Annotated in this window: 22 protein-coding genes, 1 pseudogene and 1 riboswitch; of the genes and pseudogenes, 4 read left to right on the top strand and 19 right to left on the bottom strand. The window is 66.4% G+C overall.

The window, feature by feature from the left end; genetic code table 11:
• The 5 genes from ACOMG5_RS10780 to ACOMG5_RS10760 form a co-directional block, all read right to left on the bottom strand.
• On the bottom strand, positions 1 to 430 hold a 430-nt coding region (locus ACOMG5_RS10780; RefSeq protein ID WP_420343799.1), incomplete at its 3' end, for a tetrahydrofolate dehydrogenase/cyclohydrolase catalytic domain-containing protein.
• Between the two features lie 60 nt (positions 431 to 490).
• A complete protein-coding gene (gene glnT, locus ACOMG5_RS10775; protein WP_420343798.1) occupies positions 491 to 1,798 on the bottom strand; it encodes a type III glutamate--ammonia ligase in 1,308 nt (435 codons plus the stop codon).
• Between the two features lie 51 nt (positions 1,799 to 1,849).
• A complete protein-coding gene (locus ACOMG5_RS10770; protein ID WP_420343797.1) occupies positions 1,850 to 3,172 on the bottom strand; it encodes an FMN-binding glutamate synthase family protein in 1,323 nt (440 codons plus the stop codon).
• On the bottom strand, positions 3,172 to 3,855 hold the full coding sequence (locus ACOMG5_RS10765) for a protein GlxC (protein WP_420343796.1): 684 nt from the start codon (positions 3,853 to 3,855) through the stop codon (positions 3,172 to 3,174). The genes ACOMG5_RS10770 and ACOMG5_RS10765 overlap by 1 nt, the downstream gene beginning before the upstream one ends.
• Position 3,856: 1 nt before the next feature.
• Positions 3,857 to 4,744, bottom strand: a complete 888-nt coding sequence (locus ACOMG5_RS10760; RefSeq protein WP_420343795.1) for a class II glutamine amidotransferase — start codon at positions 4,742 to 4,744, stop codon at positions 3,857 to 3,859.
• Positions 4,745 to 5,187: 443 nt separating this feature from the next.
• Here ACOMG5_RS10760 and ACOMG5_RS10755 point away from each other — a divergent pair, with 443 nt between their 5' ends.
• Positions 5,188 to 6,588 carry an ammonium transporter gene (locus ACOMG5_RS10755; protein WP_420343794.1) on the top strand — a complete coding sequence of 467 codons (1,401 nt, stop codon included), beginning with the start codon at positions 5,188 to 5,190 and terminating at the stop codon, positions 6,586 to 6,588.
• A gap of 261 nt (positions 6,589 to 6,849) precedes the next feature.
• Here ACOMG5_RS10755 and ACOMG5_RS10750 read toward each other — a convergent pair whose 3' ends face one another.
• From ACOMG5_RS10750 to ACOMG5_RS10725, 6 genes are all read right to left on the bottom strand, one after another.
• Entirely contained in the window at positions 6,850 to 7,890 is a 1,041-nt protein-coding gene (locus ACOMG5_RS10750; RefSeq protein ID WP_420343793.1) for a heme-dependent oxidative N-demethylase family protein, read from the bottom strand.
• Positions 7,891 to 7,894: 4 nt separating this feature from the next.
• Positions 7,895 to 8,842, bottom strand: coding sequence for a PDR/VanB family oxidoreductase (locus ACOMG5_RS10745; RefSeq protein WP_420343792.1), 948 nt, complete (start codon positions 8,840 to 8,842; stop codon positions 7,895 to 7,897).
• Entirely contained in the window at positions 8,839 to 9,441 is a 603-nt protein-coding gene (locus ACOMG5_RS10740) for a dimethylamine monooxygenase subunit DmmA family protein (protein ID WP_420343791.1), read from the bottom strand. The genes ACOMG5_RS10745 and ACOMG5_RS10740 overlap by 4 nt, the downstream gene beginning before the upstream one ends.
• Positions 9,442 to 9,498: 57 nt before the next feature.
• The gene (locus tag ACOMG5_RS10735) at positions 9,499 to 10,635 is read right to left on the bottom strand and encodes an aminomethyltransferase family protein (protein ID WP_420343790.1); all 1,137 of its coding nucleotides are present in this window, start codon (positions 10,633 to 10,635) and stop codon (positions 9,499 to 9,501) included.
• Between the two features lie 21 nt (positions 10,636 to 10,656).
• Entirely contained in the window at positions 10,657 to 13,014 is a 2,358-nt protein-coding gene (locus ACOMG5_RS10730) for a DUF1989 domain-containing protein (protein WP_420343789.1), read from the bottom strand.
• Positions 13,015 to 13,087: 73 nt separating this feature from the next.
• On the bottom strand, positions 13,088 to 14,431 hold the full coding sequence (locus ACOMG5_RS10725) for an NAD(P)-binding domain-containing protein (RefSeq protein ID WP_420343788.1): 1,344 nt from the start codon (positions 14,429 to 14,431) through the stop codon (positions 13,088 to 13,090).
• Between the two features lie 184 nt (positions 14,432 to 14,615).
• Between ACOMG5_RS10725 and ACOMG5_RS10720 the strand changes: the two genes are divergently transcribed.
• A complete protein-coding gene (locus ACOMG5_RS10720; protein WP_420343787.1) occupies positions 14,616 to 15,902 on the top strand; it encodes an ABC transporter substrate-binding protein in 1,287 nt (428 codons plus the stop codon).
• Here ACOMG5_RS10720 and ACOMG5_RS10715 read toward each other — a convergent pair.
• The 6 genes from ACOMG5_RS10715 to ACOMG5_RS10690 all read right to left on the bottom strand — a co-directional run bounded on the left by ACOMG5_RS10715 (position 15,886) and on the right by ACOMG5_RS10690 (position 20,847).
• Positions 15,886 to 16,599: a FadR/GntR family transcriptional regulator gene (locus tag ACOMG5_RS10715; RefSeq protein ID WP_420343786.1), complete on the bottom strand. Its 714-nt coding sequence runs from the start codon at positions 16,597 to 16,599 to the stop codon at positions 15,886 to 15,888. The two genes, ACOMG5_RS10720 and ACOMG5_RS10715, sit on opposite strands and share 17 nt — an antisense overlap.
• Positions 16,600 to 16,698: 99 nt before the next feature.
• The gene (locus ACOMG5_RS10710; protein WP_420343805.1) at positions 16,699 to 17,370 is read right to left on the bottom strand and encodes a glycosyltransferase family 2 protein; all 672 of its coding nucleotides are present in this window, start codon (positions 17,368 to 17,370) and stop codon (positions 16,699 to 16,701) included.
• 2 nt (positions 17,371 to 17,372) lie between these two features.
• Positions 17,373 to 18,452 carry a ceramide glucosyltransferase gene (locus ACOMG5_RS10705; RefSeq protein ID WP_420343804.1) on the bottom strand — a complete coding sequence of 360 codons (1,080 nt, stop codon included), beginning with the start codon at positions 18,450 to 18,452 and terminating at the stop codon, positions 17,373 to 17,375.
• Positions 18,452 to 19,261: a UDP-2,3-diacylglucosamine diphosphatase gene (locus ACOMG5_RS10700; protein WP_420343785.1), complete on the bottom strand. Its 810-nt coding sequence runs from the start codon at positions 19,259 to 19,261 to the stop codon at positions 18,452 to 18,454. The genes ACOMG5_RS10705 and ACOMG5_RS10700 overlap by 1 nt, the downstream gene beginning before the upstream one ends.
• A gap of 156 nt (positions 19,262 to 19,417) precedes the next feature.
• Positions 19,418 to 20,149 carry a CDP-diacylglycerol--serine O-phosphatidyltransferase gene (gene pssA, locus ACOMG5_RS10695; RefSeq protein ID WP_420343784.1) on the bottom strand — a complete coding sequence of 244 codons (732 nt, stop codon included), beginning with the start codon at positions 20,147 to 20,149 and terminating at the stop codon, positions 19,418 to 19,420.
• Positions 20,149 to 20,847 (bottom strand): phosphatidylserine decarboxylase, encoded by a 699-nt coding sequence (locus ACOMG5_RS10690; RefSeq protein WP_420343783.1) that lies wholly within the window; start codon positions 20,845 to 20,847, stop codon positions 20,149 to 20,151. The genes pssA and ACOMG5_RS10690 overlap by 1 nt, the downstream gene beginning before the upstream one ends.
• A gap of 166 nt (positions 20,848 to 21,013) precedes the next feature.
• On the opposite strand from ACOMG5_RS10690, the pseudogene ACOMG5_RS10685 reads away from it, so the two are divergent.
• Both ACOMG5_RS10685 and bfr read left to right on the top strand, forming a co-directional pair.
• Positions 21,014 to 21,272, top strand: a pseudogene (locus ACOMG5_RS10685) ((2Fe-2S)-binding protein); the annotation flags it as partial.
• Positions 21,259 to 21,744, top strand: coding sequence for a bacterioferritin (bfr, locus tag ACOMG5_RS10680; RefSeq protein ID WP_420343803.1), 486 nt, complete (start codon positions 21,259 to 21,261; stop codon positions 21,742 to 21,744). The pseudogene ACOMG5_RS10685 and the gene bfr, both read left to right, overlap by 14 nt.
• A gap of 27 nt (positions 21,745 to 21,771) precedes the next feature.
• Here bfr and ACOMG5_RS10675 read toward each other — a convergent pair whose 3' ends face one another.
• Together ACOMG5_RS10675 and metK are read right to left on the bottom strand one after the other, a co-directional pair.
• Complete coding sequence (locus ACOMG5_RS10675) at positions 21,772 to 22,260, bottom strand: DUF421 domain-containing protein (RefSeq protein ID WP_420343782.1); 489 nt, start codon at positions 22,258 to 22,260, stop codon at positions 21,772 to 21,774.
• Between the two features lie 40 nt (positions 22,261 to 22,300).
• On the bottom strand, positions 22,301 to 23,467 hold the full coding sequence (gene metK / locus ACOMG5_RS10670) for a methionine adenosyltransferase (RefSeq protein WP_420343781.1): 1,167 nt from the start codon (positions 23,465 to 23,467) through the stop codon (positions 22,301 to 22,303).
• Between the two features lie 7 nt (positions 23,468 to 23,474).
• Positions 23,475 to 23,523, bottom strand: a riboswitch (SAM-SAH riboswitch).
• Between the last annotated feature and the right edge of the window lie 7 nt (positions 23,524 to 23,530).

The raw sequence follows: 23,530 nt of genomic DNA, 5'->3' as shown, positions 1-23,530 counted from the left end.
CCAAGGGCGTGCAGGGCACCATCGCCTTCTGCCCGGTGCCCAGAAGCCCCACGTTCGAAATGTGAAACCCGTCCACGTCCTTCGCGGGCGCGATCGCGTTGATCACCAGATCGGTGTTCATGTGCCGGGGCAGCGGCAGCTGCACCAGGATCCCATGCACCGCCGGATCCGCGTTCAGCCGCCCGATCAGCGCCAGAAGATCGGCCTCCGGGGTCTCTGCCGGCAGCTTGTGCTCGAAGCTCGCCATCCCCGCCTCGCGGGTCTGGATCCCCTTGTTCTTCACATAAACCGCCGAGGCCGGATCCTCGCCCACCAGCACAACCGCCAGACCGGGCACCACGCCACGCGCCTTCAGAGCCGCAACATGCGCCCCAACACGCCCGCGAACACCCGCCGCAAAAGCCTTCCCGTCAATAATCGCCGCGCTCATCCACGCTCTCCCTTGCCCGGGTGGTGGGCCGGGGCGCATGGTGCACCCCGGCCCGTCCGCTCAGATGTCGAGCGTGTTGTCGCGCTCCCAATGGGAGAAATGCGACACGAAGGAGTTCCACTCCTGCATCTTCAGCTTCAGATAGGCCGAGGAGAAATCCGCCCCCATCGCCGCCTTCAGCCCCTCATCCGCATCATAGGCGCGGATCGCATCGAGCAGGTTCAGCGGCAGCTTCGGCGCGCCCTCGATCTTGTGGCCCTCGGCATACATGTCGATATCGTAGCGCGGGCCGGGGTCGGCCTTGGATTTCAGCCCGGAAAGCCCGGCGGCGATGATCACCGCCTGCAGCAGATAGGGGTTCACCGCCCCGTCGGGCAGGCGCAGCTCGAACCGGCCGGGGCCGGGCACGCGCACCATATGGGTGCGGTTGTTGCCGGTCCAGGTGACGGTGTTGGGCGCCCAGGTCGCGCCCGAATTGGTGCGCGGCGCGTTGATCCGCTTGTAGCTGTTCACCGTCGGGTTGGTGATCACCGCAAGCGCCGAGGCGTGCTTCATGATGCCGCCGAGGAAATAGCGGCCATCGTCGGAAAGGCTCAGCTCCTTGCTGTCGTCGGCGAAGGCGTTCTTGCCGGTCTTGCTGTTCCATACCGAGATATGCGCATGGCAGCCGTTGCCGGTCAGGCCCATGATCGGCTTCGGCATGAAGGTTGCGCGCAGGCCGTGCTTCTCGGCGACCGAGCGCACCATGAACTTGAAGAACGAGTGCTTGTCGGCGGTGGCGAGGGCCGCGTCATATTTCCAGTTCATCTCGAACTGGCCGTTCGCGTCCTCGTGGTCGTTCTGATAGGCCTCCCAGCCGAGCTCCAGCATGTAATCGCAGATCTCCGCGATCACATCATAGCGGCGCATCACCGCCTGCTGGTCGTAGCAGGGCTTTACCGCGGTATCGGCCGGGTCCGAGATCTGCAGCCCGTCGGGCGTCAGCAGGAAGAATTCGGGCTCGACCCCGGTCTTCACCACCAGGTCCATTTCGGCCGCTTCGGCGATCAGCCGGTTCAGCACGTTGCGCGGCGCCTGGTCGAGGGCCGCGCCGCCCGACATGACGCAGTTCGACGCGACCCAGGCCACGTCCTTTTTCCACGGCAGCTGGATCACCGAGGTCGGGTCCGGCACCGCCAGCATGTCGGGGTGCGCAGGCGTCAGGTCGAGCCAGGTCGCGAAGCCCGCGAAGCCCGCCCCATCGGCCTGCATGTCGGCGATCGCCTGCGCGGGCACCAGCTTCGCGCGCTGCGCCCCGAACAGGTCGGTGTAGGAAATCATGAAATACTTGACGCCCTTCTCGCGGGCGAATGCAGCCAGATCGGTCATGTTCTTATCCCTGTTGTGCCGCGGGCGGGGTCCTTGCCCCGCCCGTCAATCTCAGAAGCCCTTGCCCGGGAACCAGTTGGTCCCCGCGAGCGGCACCTGCGCCATCGCAGCCGCTTCCATGGTCAGCGCGCACAGATCCTCGGGCTCGAGGTTGTGCACATGGCTCTTGCCGCAGGCGCGCGCGATGGTCTGGCATTCCAGCGTCATCACCGCGAGGTAATTGCGCAGCCGCCGCGCGCCCTCGATCGGGTCGAAGCGCGCCATCAGCGCCGGGTCCTGCGTGGTGATGCCGGCCGGGTCCTTGCCCTCGTGCCAGTCGTCATAGGCGTCGGCCGTGGTGCCGAGGGCCGCATATTCCGCGCCCCATTTCGGGTCGTTCTCGCCAAGCGCGATCAGCGCCGCCGTACCGATGGCCACCGCATCGGCGCCGAGCGCCAGCGCCTTCGCGACATCGGCCCCGCTCCGGATCCCGCCCGAAACCACCAGCTGCACCTTGCGATGCATGCCGAGGTCCTGCAGCGCCTGGACCGCGGGGCGGATGCAGGCGAGCGTCGGCATGCCGACATTCTCGATGAACACGTCCTGGGTCGCGGCGGTGCCGCCCTGCATGCCGTCGACCACCACCACATCGGCGCCCGCCTTCACCGCCAGCGCGGTGTCGTAATAGGGCCGCGCGCCGCCGACCTTGATGTAGATCGGCTTTTCCCAGTTGGTGATCTCGCGCAGCTCGAGGATCTTGATCTCGAGATCGTCCGGCCCGGTCCAGTCCGGATGCCGGCAGGCCGAGCGCTGGTCGATGCCCACGGGCAGGTTGCGCATGCCCGCGACCCGCTCGGTGATCTTCTGGCCGAGCAGCATGCCGCCGCCGCCGGGCTTCGCGCCCTGGCCGATCACCACCTCGATCGCATCGGCGCGGCGCAGGTCATCGGGGTTCATGCCGTAGCGCGAGGGCAGGTATTGATAGACCAGCTTCTCGCTGTGCCCGCGCTCCTCGTTGGTCATGCCGCCGTCGCCGGTGGTGGTCGAGGTGCCCGCGAGCGTGGCGCCGCGGCCCAGGGCCTCTTTCGCCGGGCCCGAGAGCGCGCCGAAGGACATGCCCGCGATCGTCACCGGGATCTTCAGCTCAATCGGCTTCTTGGCGAAGCGCGTGCCGAGCACGACCGAGGTGTCGCATTTCTCGCGGTAGCCCTCGAGCGGATAGCGGCTCATCGACGCGCCGAGGAACAGCAGGTCGTCGAAATGCGGCACCCGCCGTTTCGCCCCGCCGCCGCGGATGTCGTAGATGCCGGTGTCGGCCGCGCGGCGGATCTCGGCGTTGATGTCCGGGCTGTAGGTCCAGCTGTTGCGCGGGAGGGTTTGCGGTGTCTTGTCCATCAGTAGGCGCTCGCGTGATCGACGTGGAAATTGTAGAGCTTGCGGGCCGAGCCGTAGCGCTTGAACTCTTCGGGCTTCGCATCGGCGCCGGCGCGCTCCAGCAGGTCCTTCAGGATCTCCAGATGCTCGGGGCGCATCTCTTTCTCGATGCAGTCCGAGCCCAGCGACTTGACCGTGCCGCGCACGAACAGGCGCGCCTCATAAAGGCTGTCGCCGAGCGCATCGCCTGCGTCGCCCAGCACCACCAGGTTGCCCGATTGCGCCATGAACGCCGACATGTGGCCGATGTTGCCATGCACCACGATATCGATGCCCTTCATCGAAATCCCGCAGCGCGAGGAGGCATTGCCTTTCACCACCAGCAGGCCGCCATGGCCGGTCGCGCCCGCATATTGCGAGGCGTCACCCTCGATGATCACCGTGCCCGACATCATGTTCTCGGCCACGCCCGGCCCGGCGGAGCCGGTGACGTGGACGGTGGCCTGCTTGTTCATCCCCGCGCAGTAATAGCCGGTGGAGCCCTTCACCGTGACCTCGATCGGCGCATCGAGCCCGACGGCGATCGCATGCGCGCCCTTCGGATTCTCGATCACCCATTGGGTCTGGTTGGTCTGTGCGGCCTGCGCCTGCAGCGCGGCATTGATCTCGCGCAGCGGCGTGGTGGCCAGGTCGAGGCTCTGCATCTCAGCGCTCCCAGAAATAGACGGTTGCGGGTTCGGGCTCCCAGACGCGGGCGGTCTCGATCCCCGGCAGGTTGGCCAGCGCCCGGTATTCGGAGCCGAAGGCCACATAATCATCGGTCTCGGCCATCACCGCGGGTTTGCAGGCGATCGGGTCGCGCACCACGCCGAAGCCGTTCTTCGTGCCCACCACGAAGGTGAAGAACCCGTCGAGGTCCTGCAGCGTGCCTTCGAGGGCGGTGCCGAGATTGACGCCTTCCGCAAGCCGCGAGGAGATGTAGCAGGCCGCCACTTCGGTATCGTTCTGCGTTTCCGGCGCAAAGCCCTTGGCGCTCAGCACGCGGCGCATCTGGTTGTGGTTCGACAGCGAGCCATTGTGCACGAGGCACTGGTCGTCGCCGGTGGAGAACGGGTGCGCGCCCATCGTCGTCACCGCCGATTCCGTGGCCATCCGGGTGTGGCCGATGCCATGGCTGCCCGCCATGCCGCGGATCCCGAAACGCGCCGCCACATCCTTGGGCAGGCCGGTTTCCTTGTAGATCTCCATCGCCGCGCCGCAGCCCATCACCCGGATACCGCGGGCCTTCATGAAGGCGCGCGCCGCCGCTTCGGCATCTTCCGGGATCGTCAGCACGGCGTGCGTATCCACCACCCGCATCGTCACCGCCTGGCCAAGCGCCGCTTCCAGCGCCCCGTCCAGCCCGTCGAAGGTCGCCGCCGGCGTATCCGACTGCACCGTCAGCTTCAGGCCCGTGCCCGCATCCCCGTAGATCGCGATCCCGGCGCTGTCAGGACCACGATCGGTCATCGTGATCAGCATCTCCGTCAGAAGATCCCCAAGACGCGGACGAAGCGATTCCTGCTTCAGGAAAAGCCCGACAATCCCACACATCAACAAGCTCCCGCTGCTAAAGGTTCGTATGTCGATTTACCTATCAGGAAATTTATTTCAGTACAGGGATATTTTGCACCGCAGGAATATTGCTGTCTTCTGAGGAATTTCCTGCCGCCAATTTTGGCAGCGCCCCTCCGGGCCCGGATTTTCCCGCGCATTATTTGGGCAGGGCTGAAACCCGGGCGCCAAACCGGCCCACGAAGCGCCACATCGCACGATTCGAGCCGGTTTCAGCATGCCCGGGCGCACCGAAGCCCGCGCAGAGCGCAGCAAAGCCCAGTGATTCCGGGGCGCACGCCTTCGTGACATGGCGCGAATTTGTGCAGCGCAGGGCAAAGCGCCCACATTCTGACGCCCGCCAAACGGGCCGCTTCATTTTATTTAAGAGAAACTATTCTTCCCACGAATCCCCATCATCATGGCAACACCTGCCAACACACATGGGTGAAACGATGCATCTGAAGAAACTCCTTCCCGCGGCCGGGGCGCTCACCGCCCTGCCCGCCTTCGCCTGGGCGCAGGAGGCCGAAGCCTCCCTGAACACTGGCGATACCGCTTTCGTGGCGACCTGCGCGCTGATCGTCATGCTGATGATGCTGCCCGGCCTCGGGCTGTTCTATGCCGGGATGGCGCGCTCCAAAAACGTGCTCTCCATCCTCACGCAGATCTTCGCCTCGATCTCGCTCATCTGCGTGCTCTGGGCGCTGGTCGGCTATTCTCTGTTCATCGACGGCACCGGCCCCGTGATCGGCGGCCTCGGCAAGATGTTCATGTCCGGCGTCACCACCGACAGCCTGACCTACACCATCCCCGAATACCTCTATTTCCTGTTCATGATGATGTTCGCCGCGATCACGCCGCCGATCATCATCGGCGCCTTCGCCGAGCGGATGAAATTCTCCGCGGTGCTGGTGTTCATGGGGCTGTGGTTCATGATCAACTACGTGCCGATGGCGCATATGGCCTGGGGCGGCGGCTGGGTGTTCAATGTCGGCGTCATGGATTATGCGGGCGGCAACGTGGTGCACCTGAATGCCGGGATGGCGGCGCTCGTCTGCGCGCTGGTCCTCGGGCCGCGCAAGGGCTACCGCACCACGATGATGGCGCCGCACAACATGACCATGACCTATACCGGCGGCGCGATGCTCTGGGTCGGCTGGCTTGCCTTCTGCGGCGGCTGCGCGCTGGCGGCGAGCGGCTTCTCGGCGCTGCTGATGGTCAACACGATGCTCGGCGGGGCTGCGGGCGCGCTGTCGTGGATGGTGACGGAATGGATTCACCGCAAGAAACCCTCGACCTTCGGCGTGCTCTCGGGTGCCATCGCCGGGCTGGTGGCGATCACCCCGGCCTGCGGCTTCGTGGGCCCTGCGGGCGCAATCGCGGTCGGGCTGCTGGTCTCGCCGGTCTGTATCTTCGCGGTCGAGGTGATGAAGCCGAAGTTCGGCTATGACGACAGCTTCGACGTGTTCGGCGTGCATGGCGTCGGCGCCATCGTCGGCGGTGTGCTCACCGTGATCTTCGCCGCGCCGGTGTTCGGCGGCATGGGCTATGCCGAAGGCCGCGACATGGCCTCGCAGATGGGCCCGCAGATCGGCGTCATGGCCTTCTCGATCCTGGTTTCGGTGGTCACCACCTGGATCGCGCTGAAGGTGACGGCGCTGGTGACCGGCGGGCTGCGCGTCTCCGACGAGGCGGAATACGAGGGCCTCGATACCAGCACCCATGGCGAAGTGGGCTATCGCTTCAACGACGGCCTGTTCGGCGGCAGCGCGGTCGAGGTGGCGCCGGGCGCGGCGCATGTGGCCTATGCCACGGCCCAGCTGACCAAGCTGCCGGGCTGAGGCGCCCCGGGGGGCGGGCCTTGCAGGGCCCGCCCCCACGGCACGAAAATGCCCCGACCCGTTTCCGGATCGGGGCACCCCCGGAGGATCGCACGCCCCCCGGGACGACATCCCGACACCCGTCCTTGCAGGGACGGGATGCCACCGGAGGCAGGTCCGGCGGGCCGGGACGCGGGAACCAGGAGCCTTGGGGTCGCCCATGACCGACGGCACCTGGAACGAAAGAGGGGCCGGCGCAGAACGCGCCGGCCCCTTCGCTGCTCAGTCCGGGAAGATGCCCGGAGAGGTTTCCTTGCCATCGTCGAACTGCGCGAGGTAGCTCACGATCGTCGGGCGGTTCACCTGGAACCCCTTGTAAATCGCGAGCTCGTCGGGCAGGTCGCGCAGTACCCGATGCAGGCGGCGGCCCCATTTCGGCACGGTAACCAGATCTTCGAGCGCAATCAGGTAACAGCGGATCGGGAAGGCCAGCGCATTCGAGCGCGGCAGCCGCCAGAAGGTCTGCAGCTCCACCCGCAGATACTGTTTCCGCCCGACGTTTTCGGGGGTGATGCTGCGCTTCTCCGGGCCCCATTTGTGATAGTTCTCAGGGCTGGTATCGAGGCGCGGATTGACCGTCATCGTCCAGTTCAGCCGCCGCGAGGGGGCGCCCTGCTGCACGTTCATCAGGAATTTCAGCGCGCGCTGGAACACGCCCAGCTCATGCGCCTTGGGCACCGGGGCGTGCCATTCGAAGAAGTTCATCCCGATGTCGAAATCGAGGCTCCAGTCGGCCTGGGCCGTCACCATGCCCGCATCCATCCACAGGTTGCCCTCGCGCTGATCCAGAAGCGCATGGTCGCCCTGGGTCTGGCGGGTGATGTATTCCAGCGGGCCGCAGGGCAGCGTGGTGGCATCGAGGAAGGTGAAGCGCTGGTCGATCCCGAGTGGCCGGTTGATCCAGTGCCAGCGGTCGCCGTCGCGGTGGAGCGTGAACAGCTCCGGATAATCCTCGGCCTTGGAGGTCATCACCAGCTCGAGGAAATCCCACCCCGCCAGCTCCATATGCGGCAGCGACTGGCAACGCAGCGGATCCTCCGCCAGCGTGATCGCCCGGTCGCGCATCTCGGCCACATAATGCTCGTCCACATCGAAACGATGCTCGAAGACCGAGCCCGCCCGCGTCTTGCGATGCGGCTCGATGTTGACCGAATACATGTAGCTGTCCTGGTCAAACGGGAACGGGAACCGCGCGATCGCCTCAGGCGAGTTGCGGTAGGTGTAATCGTCGCGGAAGGTCTCGTCGTTGAAGCGGAGGGTCATCGGGTCACCTGTCGAGAATGAGTTCCTGCCCCTCGAACCGCGAGACGCAGGGCATGATCTTGGTCTGGGCGGATTTTTCGTCATCGCTCAGCCAGTGGTCGTGATGCGCAATGCGGCCCTTGCAGGAGAGCACCGCCGTCTCGCACTGGCCGCAGGCGCCGCCGCGGCACAGCCAGGGCGCCTCCACCCGCGCGGCCTCCAGCGCCTCCAGCAGGCTTTGATGCGGGCCGACTTCCAGCGTAATGCCGGATTTCGCAAGGATCACGGTGAAGGGCTTGCCGGGGGCCGGCGCGAGGAAAGCCTCGGCATGCAGCGCCGCCTTCGGCCAGCCCAGCCGCGCGGCCGCATCCTCCACCGCCGAAATCAGCCCCTCCGGCCCGCAAGTGTATACATGCGTGCCCAGCGGCTGGCGCGCGAGTACGGCGCCAAGGTCCATCCGCCCGCCCTCCTCGGAGATATGCGCATGCACCTGCGGCAGCTCGGGCAGCAGCGCGAGCCCCGCCGCCTCCGCCCGCGAACGCGCCGCATAATGCAGCTCGAACGGCGCCTGCAGGCGCATCAGCTGGCGCAGCTGTGCTAGAAACGGCGTGATCCCGATGCCCCCCGCGATCAGCACATGCTTGCGCGCGCGCAGATCGAGCGCGAACAGGTTCACCGGCGCGCCCACGCGCAGAAGGTCCCCCTCCCGCACCTGCCTGTGCATGAACCGCGAACCACCCCGGCCCCGGTCCTCGCGCCGCACCGCGATTTCATAGCCCGAGCCATCCATAGGGTCCGATATCAGCGAATAAGCGTTGCGCCGCAGCGTGCCCTGATCGGGCATTTCCACCACGACATGCGCCCCCCCCGAGAACAGCGCCAAGGCCGCGCCCTCCGGATGCTCGAAGCGGAAACGGGTCACCAGCGGGCTCAGCGGCGTCACCGCCGCCACCCGCAGCATCTGGCCGGTCATGGTTTGATCTCCTGCGTTTCGGGGAGGATACCGGGGGTCTCGGCATCGACGCAGACGCCCTGGAAGGCGCCGAGCCGACGCGAGAAATGATCGCGCACGAAGAGGGTGAGCCCGCAATGGCCGCAGGTGAACGGGTCCGTGGTGACGTTCTCGGTGATGCCCTTGCAGTGTACGCATTGCATGCGCCGCGCGATGGAGCCGCGATGCTCGGTCTGGATCGCGCCTTCGGGCAGGCCCGCGGCCAGGGCCTCGGCCGCGGCCTGGCCGATCAGCCCCTCGGTCCCCGCGAGATAGAGCCGGGTGCCCATATGCGCATCGCCAAGTGCCTTGCGGTAGCGCTCCAGCGCCGCCGCGAAGCTCGGCGCCTCGTGATACATCTGCGCGCCCAGGGCCCGCAGCCGCGCACCATGGGCGGCCCCGGCAGGAATATAGATCAGATGGGCCAGGTCCATCACCGCGGCATCGGCCGCGGCAAGGTCGATCAGGGCCTCCGCGCCCTCGGCGTCGGCGAGCATGATCGCAGGTGTCGCGCCCTGCGAGACGAGCCCCGGATAGACCGGGCGGCTCGTGATCGAGGGGGTGAATTCGGTGCGTGGCATGGTGATTTCCCTGTTGGAACGGGCGGGGGCGTCTGACGCGCCCCCTGCCCCATGGCCTCAGCCCTTGACGGTGCGGCGCTTCTTCTCCGGGTCGTAGAAGGGCATCGGCGCGGTGGTGGCCGCGATCTCGCCCGCCTCCGGGCAGACCACGGTGAGCGCGGTGCCCGCATTCGCACAATCGACTGGCAGCCGCGCGATGGCGATGGTCCAGCCGTTCAGCGGCGAGTGCATCGCCTGGGTCACGACGCCCACCTCCACGCCATCGCGCAGGACCTTCGCGCCATTGCCCGGGGCGGTGTCGCCCGCGAGCTTCAGCCCCCAGATCTTGAAGCGCTCCTTGCCCTTCAGCCGGTAATGCTCCTCCGCGCCGCGGAAGCCGGTCTTGCCCGGGCTTACCGTGAAATCGAGGCCGAGCTCCCACAGGGTATCGCCGCAGGCCTCGGTCTCGAACGGGTACATCTCGGAATTGTCGTAGGGGAAGAACAGCAGGTAGCTTTCCGTGCGCAGCAGATCGAGCGTGGTGAAGCGGCAGGGGATGATGCCCATCTCCTTGCCCTCTTCGAGGATCCGGCCCCAGATCATCGGCGCGTCCTGTCCGCGCACGAACAGCTCGTAGCCGCGCTCACCGGTATAGCCCGTGCGCGAGATCATCGCCGGCACGCCGTAGAGCGACGTCTGCATATGCGCGAAATAGGGTAGATCGCGGATGCCGGGCACGTATTTGGCCAGGAAATCCACCGCCAGCGGGCCCTGCAGCGAGAGGTCGTGCAGATTGTCATCGAAGCGCACGGAGACGTCGCGGCCGGCGGCGGCCATGGTCAGCTGCTCGAAGCCCTGGCCCGAGCCATGCACCACCATGAACGCATTCGGCCCGGTGCGGTAGATGACACAGTCATCGACGAACTTGCCCGCATCGTTCAGCATGGCCGCATAGACCGAGCGCCCCGGCATCAGCTTTTCCATGTTGCGGGTGGTGGCGCGGTCGATCACATGGCTCGCCCCCGCCCCGGTGACATGGACCTTCTTCAGCCCCGACACATCCATCAGCCCCGCCTTCGTGCGTATGGCCAGGTATTCCGCCGCCGGATCGCCGTCATAGCTCCAGGCGGTGCCCATGCCCGACCAGTCTTCCAGCGCCGAGCCCAGCGCACGGTGCCGGTCCGCCAGCGTCGAAAATCTCCACGATGCAGTCATCTCGTCTCTCCTGTTGCCCGGTCAGGACCGGGGCCGTTCCTTTTTCGGGTCGTAATAGGGGAAGGGCGCCACGCGGGCGGCGATCCGCTTGATATGTCCGTCCAGCCGGCCGACCTCGACCGCGGTGCCCGGCGCGGCATGGGCCACGTCGATGCGCGCGAGCGCGATCCAGTCTCCGCTCCGGGGCGAGCGCATGGCCGAGCAGATCTCGCCCACCTGCGCGCGGCCGATGCGGATGCAATCGCCATGGCCGACGGGCTCCTGCCCCTCGATCTCCAGCCCGATGAATTTGCGCCCGGGCGTGACCTTGCGGCGCTGGAGCGCGTCGCGGCCGATGAAATCGGCGGCCTTGGATTTCAGCGGCACGGTAAAGCCGATACCCGCCTCGAACGGGTCGGTCTGATCCGAGAAATCATATCCGGCGAAGACGAGCCCGGCCTCGATCCGGCACAGATCGAGCCCCGCGAGCCCCATCGGGCGGATGCCATGCGCCTGCCCCGCGGACCACACGGCATCGAACACCGCCTTACCATCCTTCGGGTGGCAGAAGATCTCGTAGCCGAGCTCGCCCGTATAGCCCGTGCGCGAGACCACCACCGGCGCGCCCGTAGCCCCCCCGATCCGGCCCACGGTGAAGCGGAACCAGCCCATTTCGGCAATTGCGGCTTGGTGCGGCGCGGTCCAGATGATCTCGGCCATCAGATCGCGCGATTTCGGCCCCTGCACGGCGATGTTGTGCAGCTGGTCGGTGGAGGAGCGGATCATCACGTTCAGCCCGAGCTTTTCGGCCTGTTCGCGCATCCAGGCGCCGCCTTCATCGGACCCGCCGATCCAGCGGAAGTTCTGATCGCCGAGGCGGAACAGGGTGCCATCGTCGATCATGCCGCCGTGCTCGTAGCACATGGCGGAATAGACCACCTGGCCATGGCCGAGCTTCGAGACATCGCGGGTGAGCACCCAGTTCAGCAGCGCCTCTGCATCGGGGCCGGTGACCTCGAACTTGCGCAGCGCGCTCAGGTCCATCACCACCACGCCCTCGCGCGCGGCCCAGTAGCTTTCGACCGGATCGCAGCCCGGGAAGGAATTCGGCAGCCAGAAGCCCCGATACTCGACGAAATCGCGGGTCAGCTCCGCGAAACTGCTGTGGAAGGCGCTCTCGCGCGTCATGATCGGCTCCGCGTCGGGAAGGGGGCGCCAGGCGGAGGCGCGGTTGAACCGCTCCGTGGCCGCGTAGCTGCGCACATGGATATCGGTGAGGTGCCAGCCATTGGCGGGCGAGGTATCGTCCGGGCAGGCCGAGGAGACGCAGACGATATCCGTCAGCGCGCGCAGCAGCACATAATCGCCCGGGCGGGACCACGGCTCATCGGCGAACATCACGCCATGAGCGTCGATCCCGGTATTGAAGAAGAAGTTGGCCGCCATCCAGCCCGCGCGCGGCTCCACGCCATAGGCCGCCAGCGCGCCGTTGAAATTGTCGGAGCAGTTGGCATGGCCCGGGTAGCCGATATCGTCATAGTATTTCGGCGCGCAGGCGAGGCCGAACGTATCGTGCCGCCCGCAGGTATCCTGCACCACCTCGACCAGCGGCACCATGTCGTGGTCGAAGTATTTGGAATGCAGGCCAGGCATCGGATAATTGTGGCCCTGGATCGTGCGGGTCGTGGTCACATCCAGCGGATGCACGATGCCGCGGTCCAGCTTGCGCGCATCGAAGCACTGGAAATCCGTGCACTGGCGCCCGTCCACGTCGATGATCTGGATGTATTCGCCCGCCTTCACCACATAGGCCTCGGCCGTGGCGGATTTCACCCGGATGTCCTGCAGCGGATCCGCGAGCGGATCGGGCAGCGCGAACTGCCCCACCCGACGCGGCACCGCCCGGGTGATGCACAAGGTGAGCGGCGTCGCCGTATCCTGCGCTTCGGCATCCATCGGTCCGCCGGGCGCGGCCAGGATCAGCCAGCCCTTGCCCTGCGCGGTGAAGCCCGCGGATTCGCCTGCGCGTGAGGCCGCCCCGAACAGCCCGATCGCGCGCGCCTCCGAAACGTCGATCCCGCGCAGCGCGAGCGACAGCCGCAGCCTTCCCAGCCCCGCCAGCATCGCGCGCAGCCCGTCGGCCGCGCCATCCGCGCGCCAGCCGAGCAGACCGGCGTCGATGTGCCCATCCGGATGCGCCGCGATCAGCTCCGCGCGCTGGCCGCCCTCGTCATTGCTCACCGAGACGCGGTCTCCCGCCGCGATCTCGACCACCACCGCCGAGCCGCCCGGCACGGCATAGCGCTCCTCGTTGGGCGCGAGCCCGAAGGCCGCAGCCCGGCGCGGACGCGTGGGCCGCGGCGGACCCGGCCGCAGCAGGGTCTGGGTGAATTCCACCATCACGTCTCCCTCGTGATCGAAAAATGCGGGGGGAGGACAAGGACGCCGCCTCCCCCCAGTCGGGGAAGAGACCTCAGGCGCGGAGGTATGCCTCCATGGAATCGTCCAGCGCATCCTTCCACGGCGTGTGGTGCGGCGGCGCCATGGTCCCGGTCATGACCGATTTGTAGCTGTGGTTGCGGAAGGCCATGATGTCGACCTTCTTGTGGTGCTTCCACTCGAGGAATGCCTCAATGGCGCCATCCACGTTGAAGCTCGGGTAATCGGTGTCGGCGATCAGTTCCTTGACGTAGTCGCCCTGATACTTGATCGCGTATTTCACATCGTCCGAAGCCTCCTCGCGCGCCTCGCGCTCGGCCACATCGGCGATCAGCGCCTGCTTGTCGGCGGGCACGGCGATCCGGCCGAGGATGATGTCGCGCACATACCAGGCCTGGGCGTCGAACATGTTGAAGGTGAACCACTGGTCCTGCATGCCGATGTAGAACAGCTTCGGATTGTGGACATAGACGACCCCTTTATACAGGTCGGCCGTCGCCAGCCGGTTCGCCGTCTTCAGCCGCAGATCGTCGGGGAGGAACGGGAAGTAGTGCTTGTAGCCCGTGCACAGGATGATCGCGTCGATATGCTTGCTGCTGCCGTCCTTGAAGAAGGCGGTCTTGCCCTCGACCTTCACCAGCGCGGGTTTTTCTTCCCAGTTCGCGGGCCACTGGAAGCCCATCGGCGCCGAGCGGTAGCAGGAGGTGATGGATTTCGCCCCGTATTTCCAGCACTGCGAGCCGATATCCTCCGCCGAATAGGACGAGCCCATCACCAGCACGTCCTGGCCTTCGAATTCGCGCGCATCGCGGAAATCATGGGCATGGACGATGCGGCCATAGAACTGCTCGAAGCCCGGATATTCCGGCACGTTCGGGCTGGAGAAGTGCCCCGAGGCAACGATCACATGATCGAAGCGCTCCTTGTAGACACGATCGGCGACCATATCGTGGACGGTGATGGTGAAATCCTCGGCGTCCTGATCGTATTCGACCCAGCGGATCACCGAATTGAACCGGATCCAGGGCCGCACGCCCGCCTTGTTCACCCGGCCTTCGATGTAATCCATCATCACCGCGCGCGGCGGATAGGAGGCGATCTGCTTGCCGAAATGCTCCTCGAACGGATAGTCGGCGAATTCGAGCCCCTCTTTCGGGCCATTGGTCCACAGGTAGCGGTACATCGAGCCGTGAACCGGTTCCCCGTTCTCATCGACGCCGGTGCGCCAGGTATAGTTCCACAGCCCGCCCCAATTGGCCTGTTTCTCGAAGCAGACCACCTCCGGGATCTCCGCCCCATTGCGGGCGGCGGATTGGAATGCCCGCAGAGCGGCAAGACCGGAAGGACCTGCGCCGATCACGGCAACGCGTTTCGTCATTGTTGGACTCCCTGTTTTTGTTTCTTGATCCGGTTTGAACCAGATGTGGCAACTGGTTCTTTCGGCATGAACCAATCATGCGCAGGCGGTATGCTTCCCGGTCAATATTTTTTCTTGCGTGGAATGCTGCCTGTGCGAGAATTTGGGCATTCCGGGCGGTCCGAAACGGGTTGGGGATGATTTTATGAGCACAGCGTCATTCGCACAGAGGCTCGCGGTGACGGGTACGCTCCCCCGGCTGGAGGCGCGCAACCGCGCTCCGCTGCGGATCGGCTTCCTCACGCCGCTCTCGGGGCCCGAATCAGACTGGGGCAAACCGGGCCTGGACGGCTGCCGGATCTGGACCGACTGGATCAACGAACATGGCGGGCTGATGGTCGCCGGCCGGCGCCACCGGGTGGAGATCATTGCCCACGACAGCGCCGCAGGGCCCGCGCAGGTGCGCGAGGCCGCGCGCGATCTGGTGGAGAACCAGCGCGTGCGGATCGTGCTCACGCTCGGCGGCGACAGTTTCGCCCCGGCCCTGCCCTATCTGATGGCGCGCCGGGTGCTGGTGGCGACGCTGCTGCCATCGGATCTGTCGCCCGACACGCCCTATCTGATCGCGCCCGCCGAGGTGCATCCGCTGTTCAACGTCACCGGCGTATCCTGGCTCGCGCGCAACCGCCCGGCCGCGCGGCGGGTGGCGCTGTGCAGCCAGACCGACAGTCTGGGCCTGCCCTCGCTCGCCGTCTATCGCGCTGCCTTCGAGGCCGCGGGCATCGCGATCACCCGCGAAATCCGCTACGCCCCCGATGAGCGCGATGCAGACGGGCTCGTCTCGGCAATGCTGGAAAGCCAGCCCGAGATCCTGTGCTGGTGCTCCTCCGACCCGCCGATGATCGAGGCGCTGACGGAAGCTGCTTTCGCGCGCGGCTTCACCGGCGAGATCATCGCCTGCACCGCCGACGACTACGGCCGCATGATTGCGCGCACCGCACCCGAGTTCATGGCGCGCTATACCTTCCAGTTCCCGGATTTCGACGATCCGAAGCTCACCGATACCGCCTTCTTCTTCCGCCGCCCGAAGGCATTCTTCGACAGCTACAACGCCCGCTTCCCCCGCGAATGGACGGCGGTCAGCTGGGAATATGCCTCGATCCTCGATCTGTGGCACAATGCGGTGGAAATCGCCGATACGGTGGAGCCGGTCTCGGTGCTGGCGGCGATGAAGCGCGGCCAGCAGATGCCCCATGCCTTCGGCCCGGCGCGCTGGTGGGGGCAGGAAGTCTTCGGGATCGACAATGCGCTGGTGGGCGATTGGCCCGTGGTGCGCATCAGCGAGGGCCGGGCCCGCATCGTGGAATTCGGCTCGGTGACCGACTGGCTGGAGCGCCACGATGCGCTGCTGATCCGGCACATGCAGGAGCTCGGCCAGATGTGGCAGCAGCGGGTGCGGCTGCCCAGGCGCCGGGTCATTCCTCCTGCATGAGCAGCTTCTGGTCTTCGATCAGGCTCAGCTTCATGAATTCGCTGGCCGCCTCGATGTCGCGCGCGGCGATGGCGTTGAACAGGGCGTTGTAGCCGCGCTGATAGGTGGCGATGCGCGCGGGCGTCAGGTGGCGGCGGTACATCGCGGCGCGGAAGCTCTGCCGCCGCGCGTCGATCACCAGGTTGTAGCAGGCCACCAGCAGCGGATTGCCGGTGCCCTCGGCGATCTGGCGGTGGAACTCTTCTTCGAGCCGCATGAACGCGCCGATATCGGTGCTCACCGCCTCCAGCTGCGAGAGCGTCTCGCCGAGCGCCTCGATCTGCCGCGGCGGCATGGAGATGATCGCGAGCCGCACCATCTCCGGCTCCAGGATCCCGCGCATCACCTGAAGCTGCAACGGCCCGGTCTCCGCCGCGACGGGCGCGACGGAACGCGCCGTCCCCTCCGGATCCCAGATCACGAACGAGCCAGACCCCGCCCGGCGCCGGATCATGCCGCGCTCCTCGAGCTGATCGAGCGCCTCGCGCACCGTGTTGCGCGCAACGCCCAGGTCCTGCGCAAGCTGGCGCTCCGCCGGCAGGCGCTCATCGAGCCCGTATTCCTGCGCCACGATCCGCGTCGTCAGCGTATCGATCACATATTGCACCGTCGATCCGGGGATCGGCGCGGCATCGGTTCTACGCGGAGAGACGGGCATGGCGCTCCTTCGGGTCGCCCGGAAAATAGGCACAGCGCGAATAAACCGCAGATGGCGGCGAAAATCCAGTGCCGCCGGCGCTGCGGCGCGGAAAATGCCTCAGCTGCGCAGGCGGCGCATGGCCATGATCTGCGCCGCGGCAGCATGCGGCGGGATGGTGTGGAACATGTCGGAGAGCATCCGCGCATCGGCCTTGACCCCGGCCCAGCGGCCGCGCTTCGCCCCTTTCCAGGGGCTCGCGACCCCGGGCCAGCGCACGACGGCGATCCGGGCCTGCTTCGCGATCAGACGCCGGTTCATATAAACCTCGAGGCCGAAGCGCGGCAGTGCGCGCAGCGCCTCGGGCGGGCCGAGGAGCGCCTTCGGCACCACCCGCTCGCCCGAGATGTAATCGAGCCCGATCGCGCGCCAGGGCCAGGGCGAATTGCCGCGCAGGCTGATCGATACATCGGAGCGCCCCGCCCGCACCGGCGCCACCAGCGCATCGAGCGCCTCCGCGCCAAGGCCGATCAGATCACTGTCCAGCAGCATCACATGCTCATGTGCCGCGGCCTCGATGCCCACCGAAACCGCCCAGCTCTTGCCCCGGTTCTGCGGCATCGCGATCAGCCGCGCCTCCGGCACCCGTGCCGCCACCGCCGCCGTGCCGTCGGAGGAGCCATCGTCCACCACCAGCACCTCGTCGATCGCCGGATGGCCGATGACGGAGCGCAGCACCGCCTCGATCCGTGGCGCCTCATTATAGGCCGGGATCACGCAGCTGAGGCGCAGGCTCATTTCACCGCATCCATCGCCGTGCCGCGCCACTCGAACCCCTTGCGCGCCCAGGTGGCGCACCAGAGCGGCTGCAGCAGCAGATCGCGCAGCCCCATCGCCGCCAGATCGCGGCCGCCCGCAGGCCAGCCCGCAATACGGCAAAGCCCCCATTCCACCGCATACCAGAGCGCCACGAACGGCAGCACCCAGCCCCAGGCGCCGCCCAGAATCAGCGCCAGCACCGGCGGCACCGGCCCGAGCAGCAGCTCGGCCACAAACAGCCCCGGAAACCCCGCCCGCCGCACGCGGGACCAGCGCAACTGCCTGTCCCAGACGGCGCGGAAGGCGCGCAGCCCGATCGGCTGGGCGAAGGCGCGGCGGGTGAGCCGCACCCGCAGCCCCTGCCCGCGCACGACCTTGGTGGAGGCGACATCCTCGGCCAGATCGCGGCCCAGAGCCCCCGGCCCACCGGCCCGCTCCAGCACATCGCGACGCCAGACCAGGTTCTTGCCCTGCGCGAAGCCAAGGCCGAGCTGATCCGCCGCCAGCTGCCAGCGCGCCTGCATCCCGTTCAGGAAGGCGCATTCGACCGCCCCCCACAGATCCTCGCCGCGGATCCCCACCGGCGGGCTGGTCACCAGCCCGGTCTGCGCATCGAATGCCGCCATTACTTGCGCCAGATAATCCGCAGGCAGCAGCACATTTGCATCGACCATCGCCACGATGCCGCCCGCGCTTTCGCGCCAGCCCTTGACCACATTGTTGAGCTTCGGATTGCCGCTGATCAGGTCCTCGCCGATCAGCAGCCGCGCGCGCCGCGCCGGATATTCGGTGATCAGGCGGCGCACCAGCGGCACGGCGGCATCCTCCGCCCGCGCGGCGCAGAACAGGATTTCATACTCCGGCCAGTCGAGCGTGAAGGTGCTGCGCAGCGTTTCCTCATCGTAGCGGTCCAGCCCGCAGACCGGGCGCACGATGCTGACGAAGGGCCGCTCCGCCCCCGCCACGCGCCCGGGCACGAGATAGCGCCACCCGGCCAGACCGGCCGAAGCCACATGCAGCCCCATCGCCGCGACGGCAAACCCTTCGGCGAGCATCACGACCGCGACCAGATCCGCGCGCGGGCGGGCTCCGGGGTCCAGACCTCGGCGCTCTGGGTCTCACCCGACCATTCCAGCACCTGCATCGTGCCATCGGCGGTTTCCACCAGCGCAGTCTGGTTATCCACCCAGTCGCCGCAATTCGCATAGACGACGCCATCGCGCATATGCAGCGCGGCCTTGTGATAGTGGCCGCAGATCACGCCCTCATGCCCCCCAGCCCGCGCCAGCGCCGCCAGCCGCTCCTCGAACCGGTTGCCCACCAGCATCAGCGCATTCACCCCCATGATCGCCAGCTCGAACAGGCCCCGCTCCGCGCCATGCGGCAGGCGCTGCTTAAGCCATTGATCGGCCAGCCGCAGGATCGCATTGCCGCGGCTGCCGATCCGGGTCATCACATGCCAACGGAAAATCCGCGCATCGCACTGATCCCCGTGCAGGACCAGATAGGTGGTGCCGTCCGCCGCCGCATGAACGGCCGTCTCGCGCAGCTCGAATTCGGAAAACTGGGGGCTGTCGATCTGGCGCACGACATCGTCGTGATTGCCGGGAAGGTAGACGACCCGCACCCCCGCCCGCGCCCGCGCCAGCAGATCCTCCACGATCTCGTCATGCACGGCGCCCCAATGCACCCGCCCGCCATGCCAGACATCGAAGATATCGCCCACGAGGTAAATCGTCTCGGCCTCGGTATGGCGCAGGAATTCGCGAAACCGCGCGGCGCGGCTGCCCCAGGCCCCCAGATGCAGATCCGACACGAAGAGACTGCGATATCTCTTGCGGCGCGGATGTGCAGGCTCGGCCATGACGGATCCCCTATCTTGCAGCAGCATAATGCGCCTCGGCGGGAACAGGTTTCCCCCGCCTTGCCAAAAAATATGTGACAGCAGCGCACTTGCTGCAAATGCGAAACGAACGCTCCGGGGAAACTGTGGCGCAAAAACCGCGAATATTGACTAGCCTCAGCGCAAAATGCGCCCGCGGCTGCGCCAGAGCGCCGGCAGCAGGGTGGCCACATAGATCAGGTCGATCAGCACCATGAATGCCCAGAACCGGCTGAAGATCAGCCCCATCCCGATCACGGTGCCCATGAGCAGCGCGCCTACCCCCCAGCGGGGCACACGCATCGCCTTCGGCGAGAGCGTCGGCAGGCGCGAGATCATCAGCACGCCGATGATGCCGAGCCAGACCGCCGCCGCCATCGGCCAGTGCCGCACATCGACCACATCCGACAGCGTCAGATAGACCGGCAGCAGCGCCAGCATCGCGCCCGCAGGGGCCGGTACGCCGGTGAAATGGGTCTTGCCCGCGCCATCTTCGCCGCGCATGACGTTGAACCGCGCGAGCCGGAGGCAGCAGGCCGCCGCATAGACCAGCACGAAGACCCAGCCGAGTGCATTGCCCTCGCCCATCGCGAAGCGATAGACGAGAACCCCCGGCGCCACGCCGAAGCACAGGAAGTCCGACAGGCTGTCGAGCTCGGCGCCGAACTCCGACGTCGCCCGCAGGCGCCGCGCGATCAGCCCGTCCATCCCGTCGATCAGCGCCGAGAGCAGGATCAGAACCACGGAAATCTCGAACCGCCCGACCATGGCGAAACGGATCGCCGTCAGCCCGAGGCACATCCCCGCGATCGTCACCAGATTCGGCAACAGCAGCAGGAAGGGCATCTGATCGCGGTTCTGCGGCGACATCAGCGGATCCCTCCCAGCCGCGCAGGCTCCTCGGAGGCCATATCGGCGATCACGGTCTCGCCCGCGACCATGGTCTGCCCGATCACCACGAGCGGCGCCACGCCATCGGGCAGATAGATGTCCAGCCGCGAGCCGAAGCGGATCAGGCCGAAGCGCTCGCCGGTCATCAGCTGCTGGCCCGGAGCCACCTCGCACAGGATCCGGCGCGCAACCAGACCCGCGATCTGCACCACGCCGTAGCGGCGGCCGTCTGTCGTCTCGACCGCGAGGCCGTTGCGCTCATTGTCAGAGGACGCCTTGTCCAGCGAGGCATTCAGGAACTTTCCGGGCCGGTAGGCCACCGCAAGGATACGCCCGGCCAGCGGCAGCCGGTTCACATGGCAGTTGAACACCGACATGAACACCGACACCCGCATCATCGGCCGGTCGCCGAGGCCCAGCTCCGCCGGCGGCACCGCCGCCTCCAGCAGCGACACGATCCCGTCCGCGGGAGAGACCATCAACCCCTCGCGCGTGGGCGTCACCCGCGCCGGATCGCGGAAGAAGTAATAGCACCACACCGTCAGCCCGAGCCCGATCCAGCCCAGCGGCGCCCAGATCACGAAAAGGACCAGCGCGATCCCCGCGAAGATCGCGACGAATTTGCGCCCCTCCCGGTGCATCGGCTTGACGAAAGTGGACAGCATCGAAACGGACATGGGTGCCCCTGCTCAGTTGTTTTGCCGGAACCTAACGCAACTCGCCCCGCATGGAAACGCCTGCCCGGCAAGAGATCGTGATCGGGAGCCATTTCCTAGCGAATTTGTCGGATTGACTTTCCTGACGGATTTGGTCACTTATGAAGCATAAGCCCGAGGGTCCATGATGATCGTCTGCCACTGCCAACGCATCTCCGACACCGACATCCACGCCGCCATCGACTGGATGCGCGCCTCGGACGCGCACACCATCATCACCCCCGGCAAGATCTATCACGCGCTCGGCAAGCGGGCCGATTGTGGCGGCTGCATGCCGCTTTTCCTTTCCACCATGCGTGCGAATGATAATCTGGAGGTGCCGATGGAACTGCGCGGCCTCCGGCTGCGCGCGCATGGAAAGGAAAAGAGGGCATGAAAGGCGACGCCAAGGTCATCGAATACCTGAACGCAGCACTTCGCTCCGAACTCACCGCGATCTCGCAATACTGGTGCCACTTCCGGATGCAGGAAGACTGGGGCCTGGCGAAGATGGCGAAGAAATCGCGTGCCGAATCGATCGAGGAAATGGGGCATGCCGACAAACTGATCGCGCGCATCCTGTTCCTGGAAGGGCATCCGAACCTGCAAAAGCTCGACCCGCTGCGAATCGGGGAAGGCCCGCGCGAGACGCTGGAGTGCGATCTCGCGGGCGAGCATGATGCGCTGAAGCTGTACCGCGAGGCGCGCGACTACTGCGATTCCGTGCGCGATTACGTGTCGAAGAACCTGTTCGAAGCACTGATCACCGATGAGGAAGGCCATGTGGACTTCCTCGAAACCCAGCTCGACCTCTATGACCGGCTGGGCGCCGCGAATTACGCGCTCCTCAACGCAGCGCCGATGGACGAGGCGGAATAACCGCAAAGGGCGCCGCAGGGCGCCCTTTCACCTCTGGCGCGCGGGGCGCTCCAGTTCGATGGTGATATGGCCGTTCGTCTCCAGCGTCGCCCGGCGCACATCGGCAATATCGCTGCAGCCCGTCAGCCGCATCGCATTCAGAAAATCTTCCTCGCTCACCAGCTCGCGCCGCAACATCCGGTGATCGAGCCGCCCATGCTCGGCCAGAAGCACCGCCCGCCCCTCCACCAGCCAGCGAAAGTCGCGCCACCGCGCCGAGCCCCAGGCCACCGCCAGGTTCAGCCCGATCAGCGTACCGGCCATGATCACCGCCCCGGTCAGCGAATTGTCTCCGCCGTTGATTCCGTTCTGCACCGCATTGCCGATCAGGATCAGCAAGATCATGTCGAACGGCGTGAACTGCCCCATCGCGCGCTTGCCGGAGACCCGCATCAGCACCGTCACCAGCACATAGATCGCAACGCCGCGGATGACAAAATGCCACCAGGGCGCGGAGAGATTCCACAGATCGGTCATGCTCCCCCCGAATGCAAACGGGCCCCGCAGGGCCCGTGGCTCACAGCGCTTTCTTCAGAACTTCTGTAAGGTCGGTTCGTTCCCAGCTGAAGCCGCCATCCGCCTCCGGGGCGCGGCCGAAATGGCCATAGGCGGCGGTGCGCGCATAGATCGGGCGGTTCAGGTCCAGATGCGTGCGGATGCCGCGCGGCGTCAGGTCCATGCAGCGGGCCACGACGCGCTCGATCTCCTCATCGGGGACGATGCCGGTGCCATAGGTATCCACATAGATCGAGAGCGGCTTGGCCACGCCGATGGCATAGGAGACCTGGATCAGGCAGCGCTTGGCCAGCCCCGCCGCGACCACGTTCTTCGCCAGATAGCGGGCGGCATAGGCGGCCGAGCGGTCGACCTTGGTCGGGTCCTTGCCCGAGAACGCCCCGCCCCCGTGCGGCGCAGCACCGCCATAGGTATCGACGATGATCTTGCGCCCGGTCAGCCCCGCATCGCCGTCCGGCCCGCCGATGACGAAGGTACCCGTCGGGTTCACCCACCATTCGGTTTCCGGCGTGATCCAGCCTTCGGGCAGGGTTTCGCGGATATAGGGCTCCACGATGGCGCGGATATCGTCCGAAGTCTGGCTTTCATGGATATGCTGGGTGGAGAGCACAATCGAGCTCACGCCGACCGGCTTGCCGCCCTCGTAGCGCACGGAAAGCTGCGATTTGGCATCCGGGCCGAGCGTCGGCTCCGCACCCGATTTGCGCGCCTCTGCCAGGCGGCGCAGAACCGCATGGGCATAGAGGATCGGCGCCGGCATCAGCTCCTCGGTCTCGTCGGTCGCATAGCCGAACATGATCCCCTGATCGCCCGCGCCATCCTTGTCCACGCCCTGGCTGATATGAGCCGATTGCGGATGCAGGAAATTGGTGAAGCGCAGCGTCTGCCAGTGGAAATGCTCCTGCTCGTAGCCGATGTCGCGCACGCAGTCCCGGACGATCCCGTCGACGTGATGCAGGAAATCATCGAGCCGCGCCTTGTCCGCCAGGCCGACCTCGCCGCCGACCACGACCTGATCGGTGGTCGCAAAGGTCTCGCAGGCGACGCGCGCATTGGGCTCCTGCGCGATCAGCGCATCCAGAACGGCATCCGAAATCCGGTCGCAGACCTTGTCGGGGTGCCCTTCCGAAACGGACTCGGAGGTAAAAACGTAATTCTGACGGGACATTGAGGAGTGCTCCATTGGTTGTACCCCATCCCGCCAGGAAGCCGTTGGGAGGGTTCTGCTCAC

It is taken from the genome of Paenirhodobacter sp., from assembly GCF_041916475.1.
Taxonomy (GTDB): Bacteria; Pseudomonadota; Alphaproteobacteria; order Rhodobacterales; family Rhodobacteraceae; genus Rhodobacter.
The sequence above is the reverse complement of the archived record's forward strand: the minus strand, read 5'-3'. Positions and strand labels throughout refer to the sequence as shown.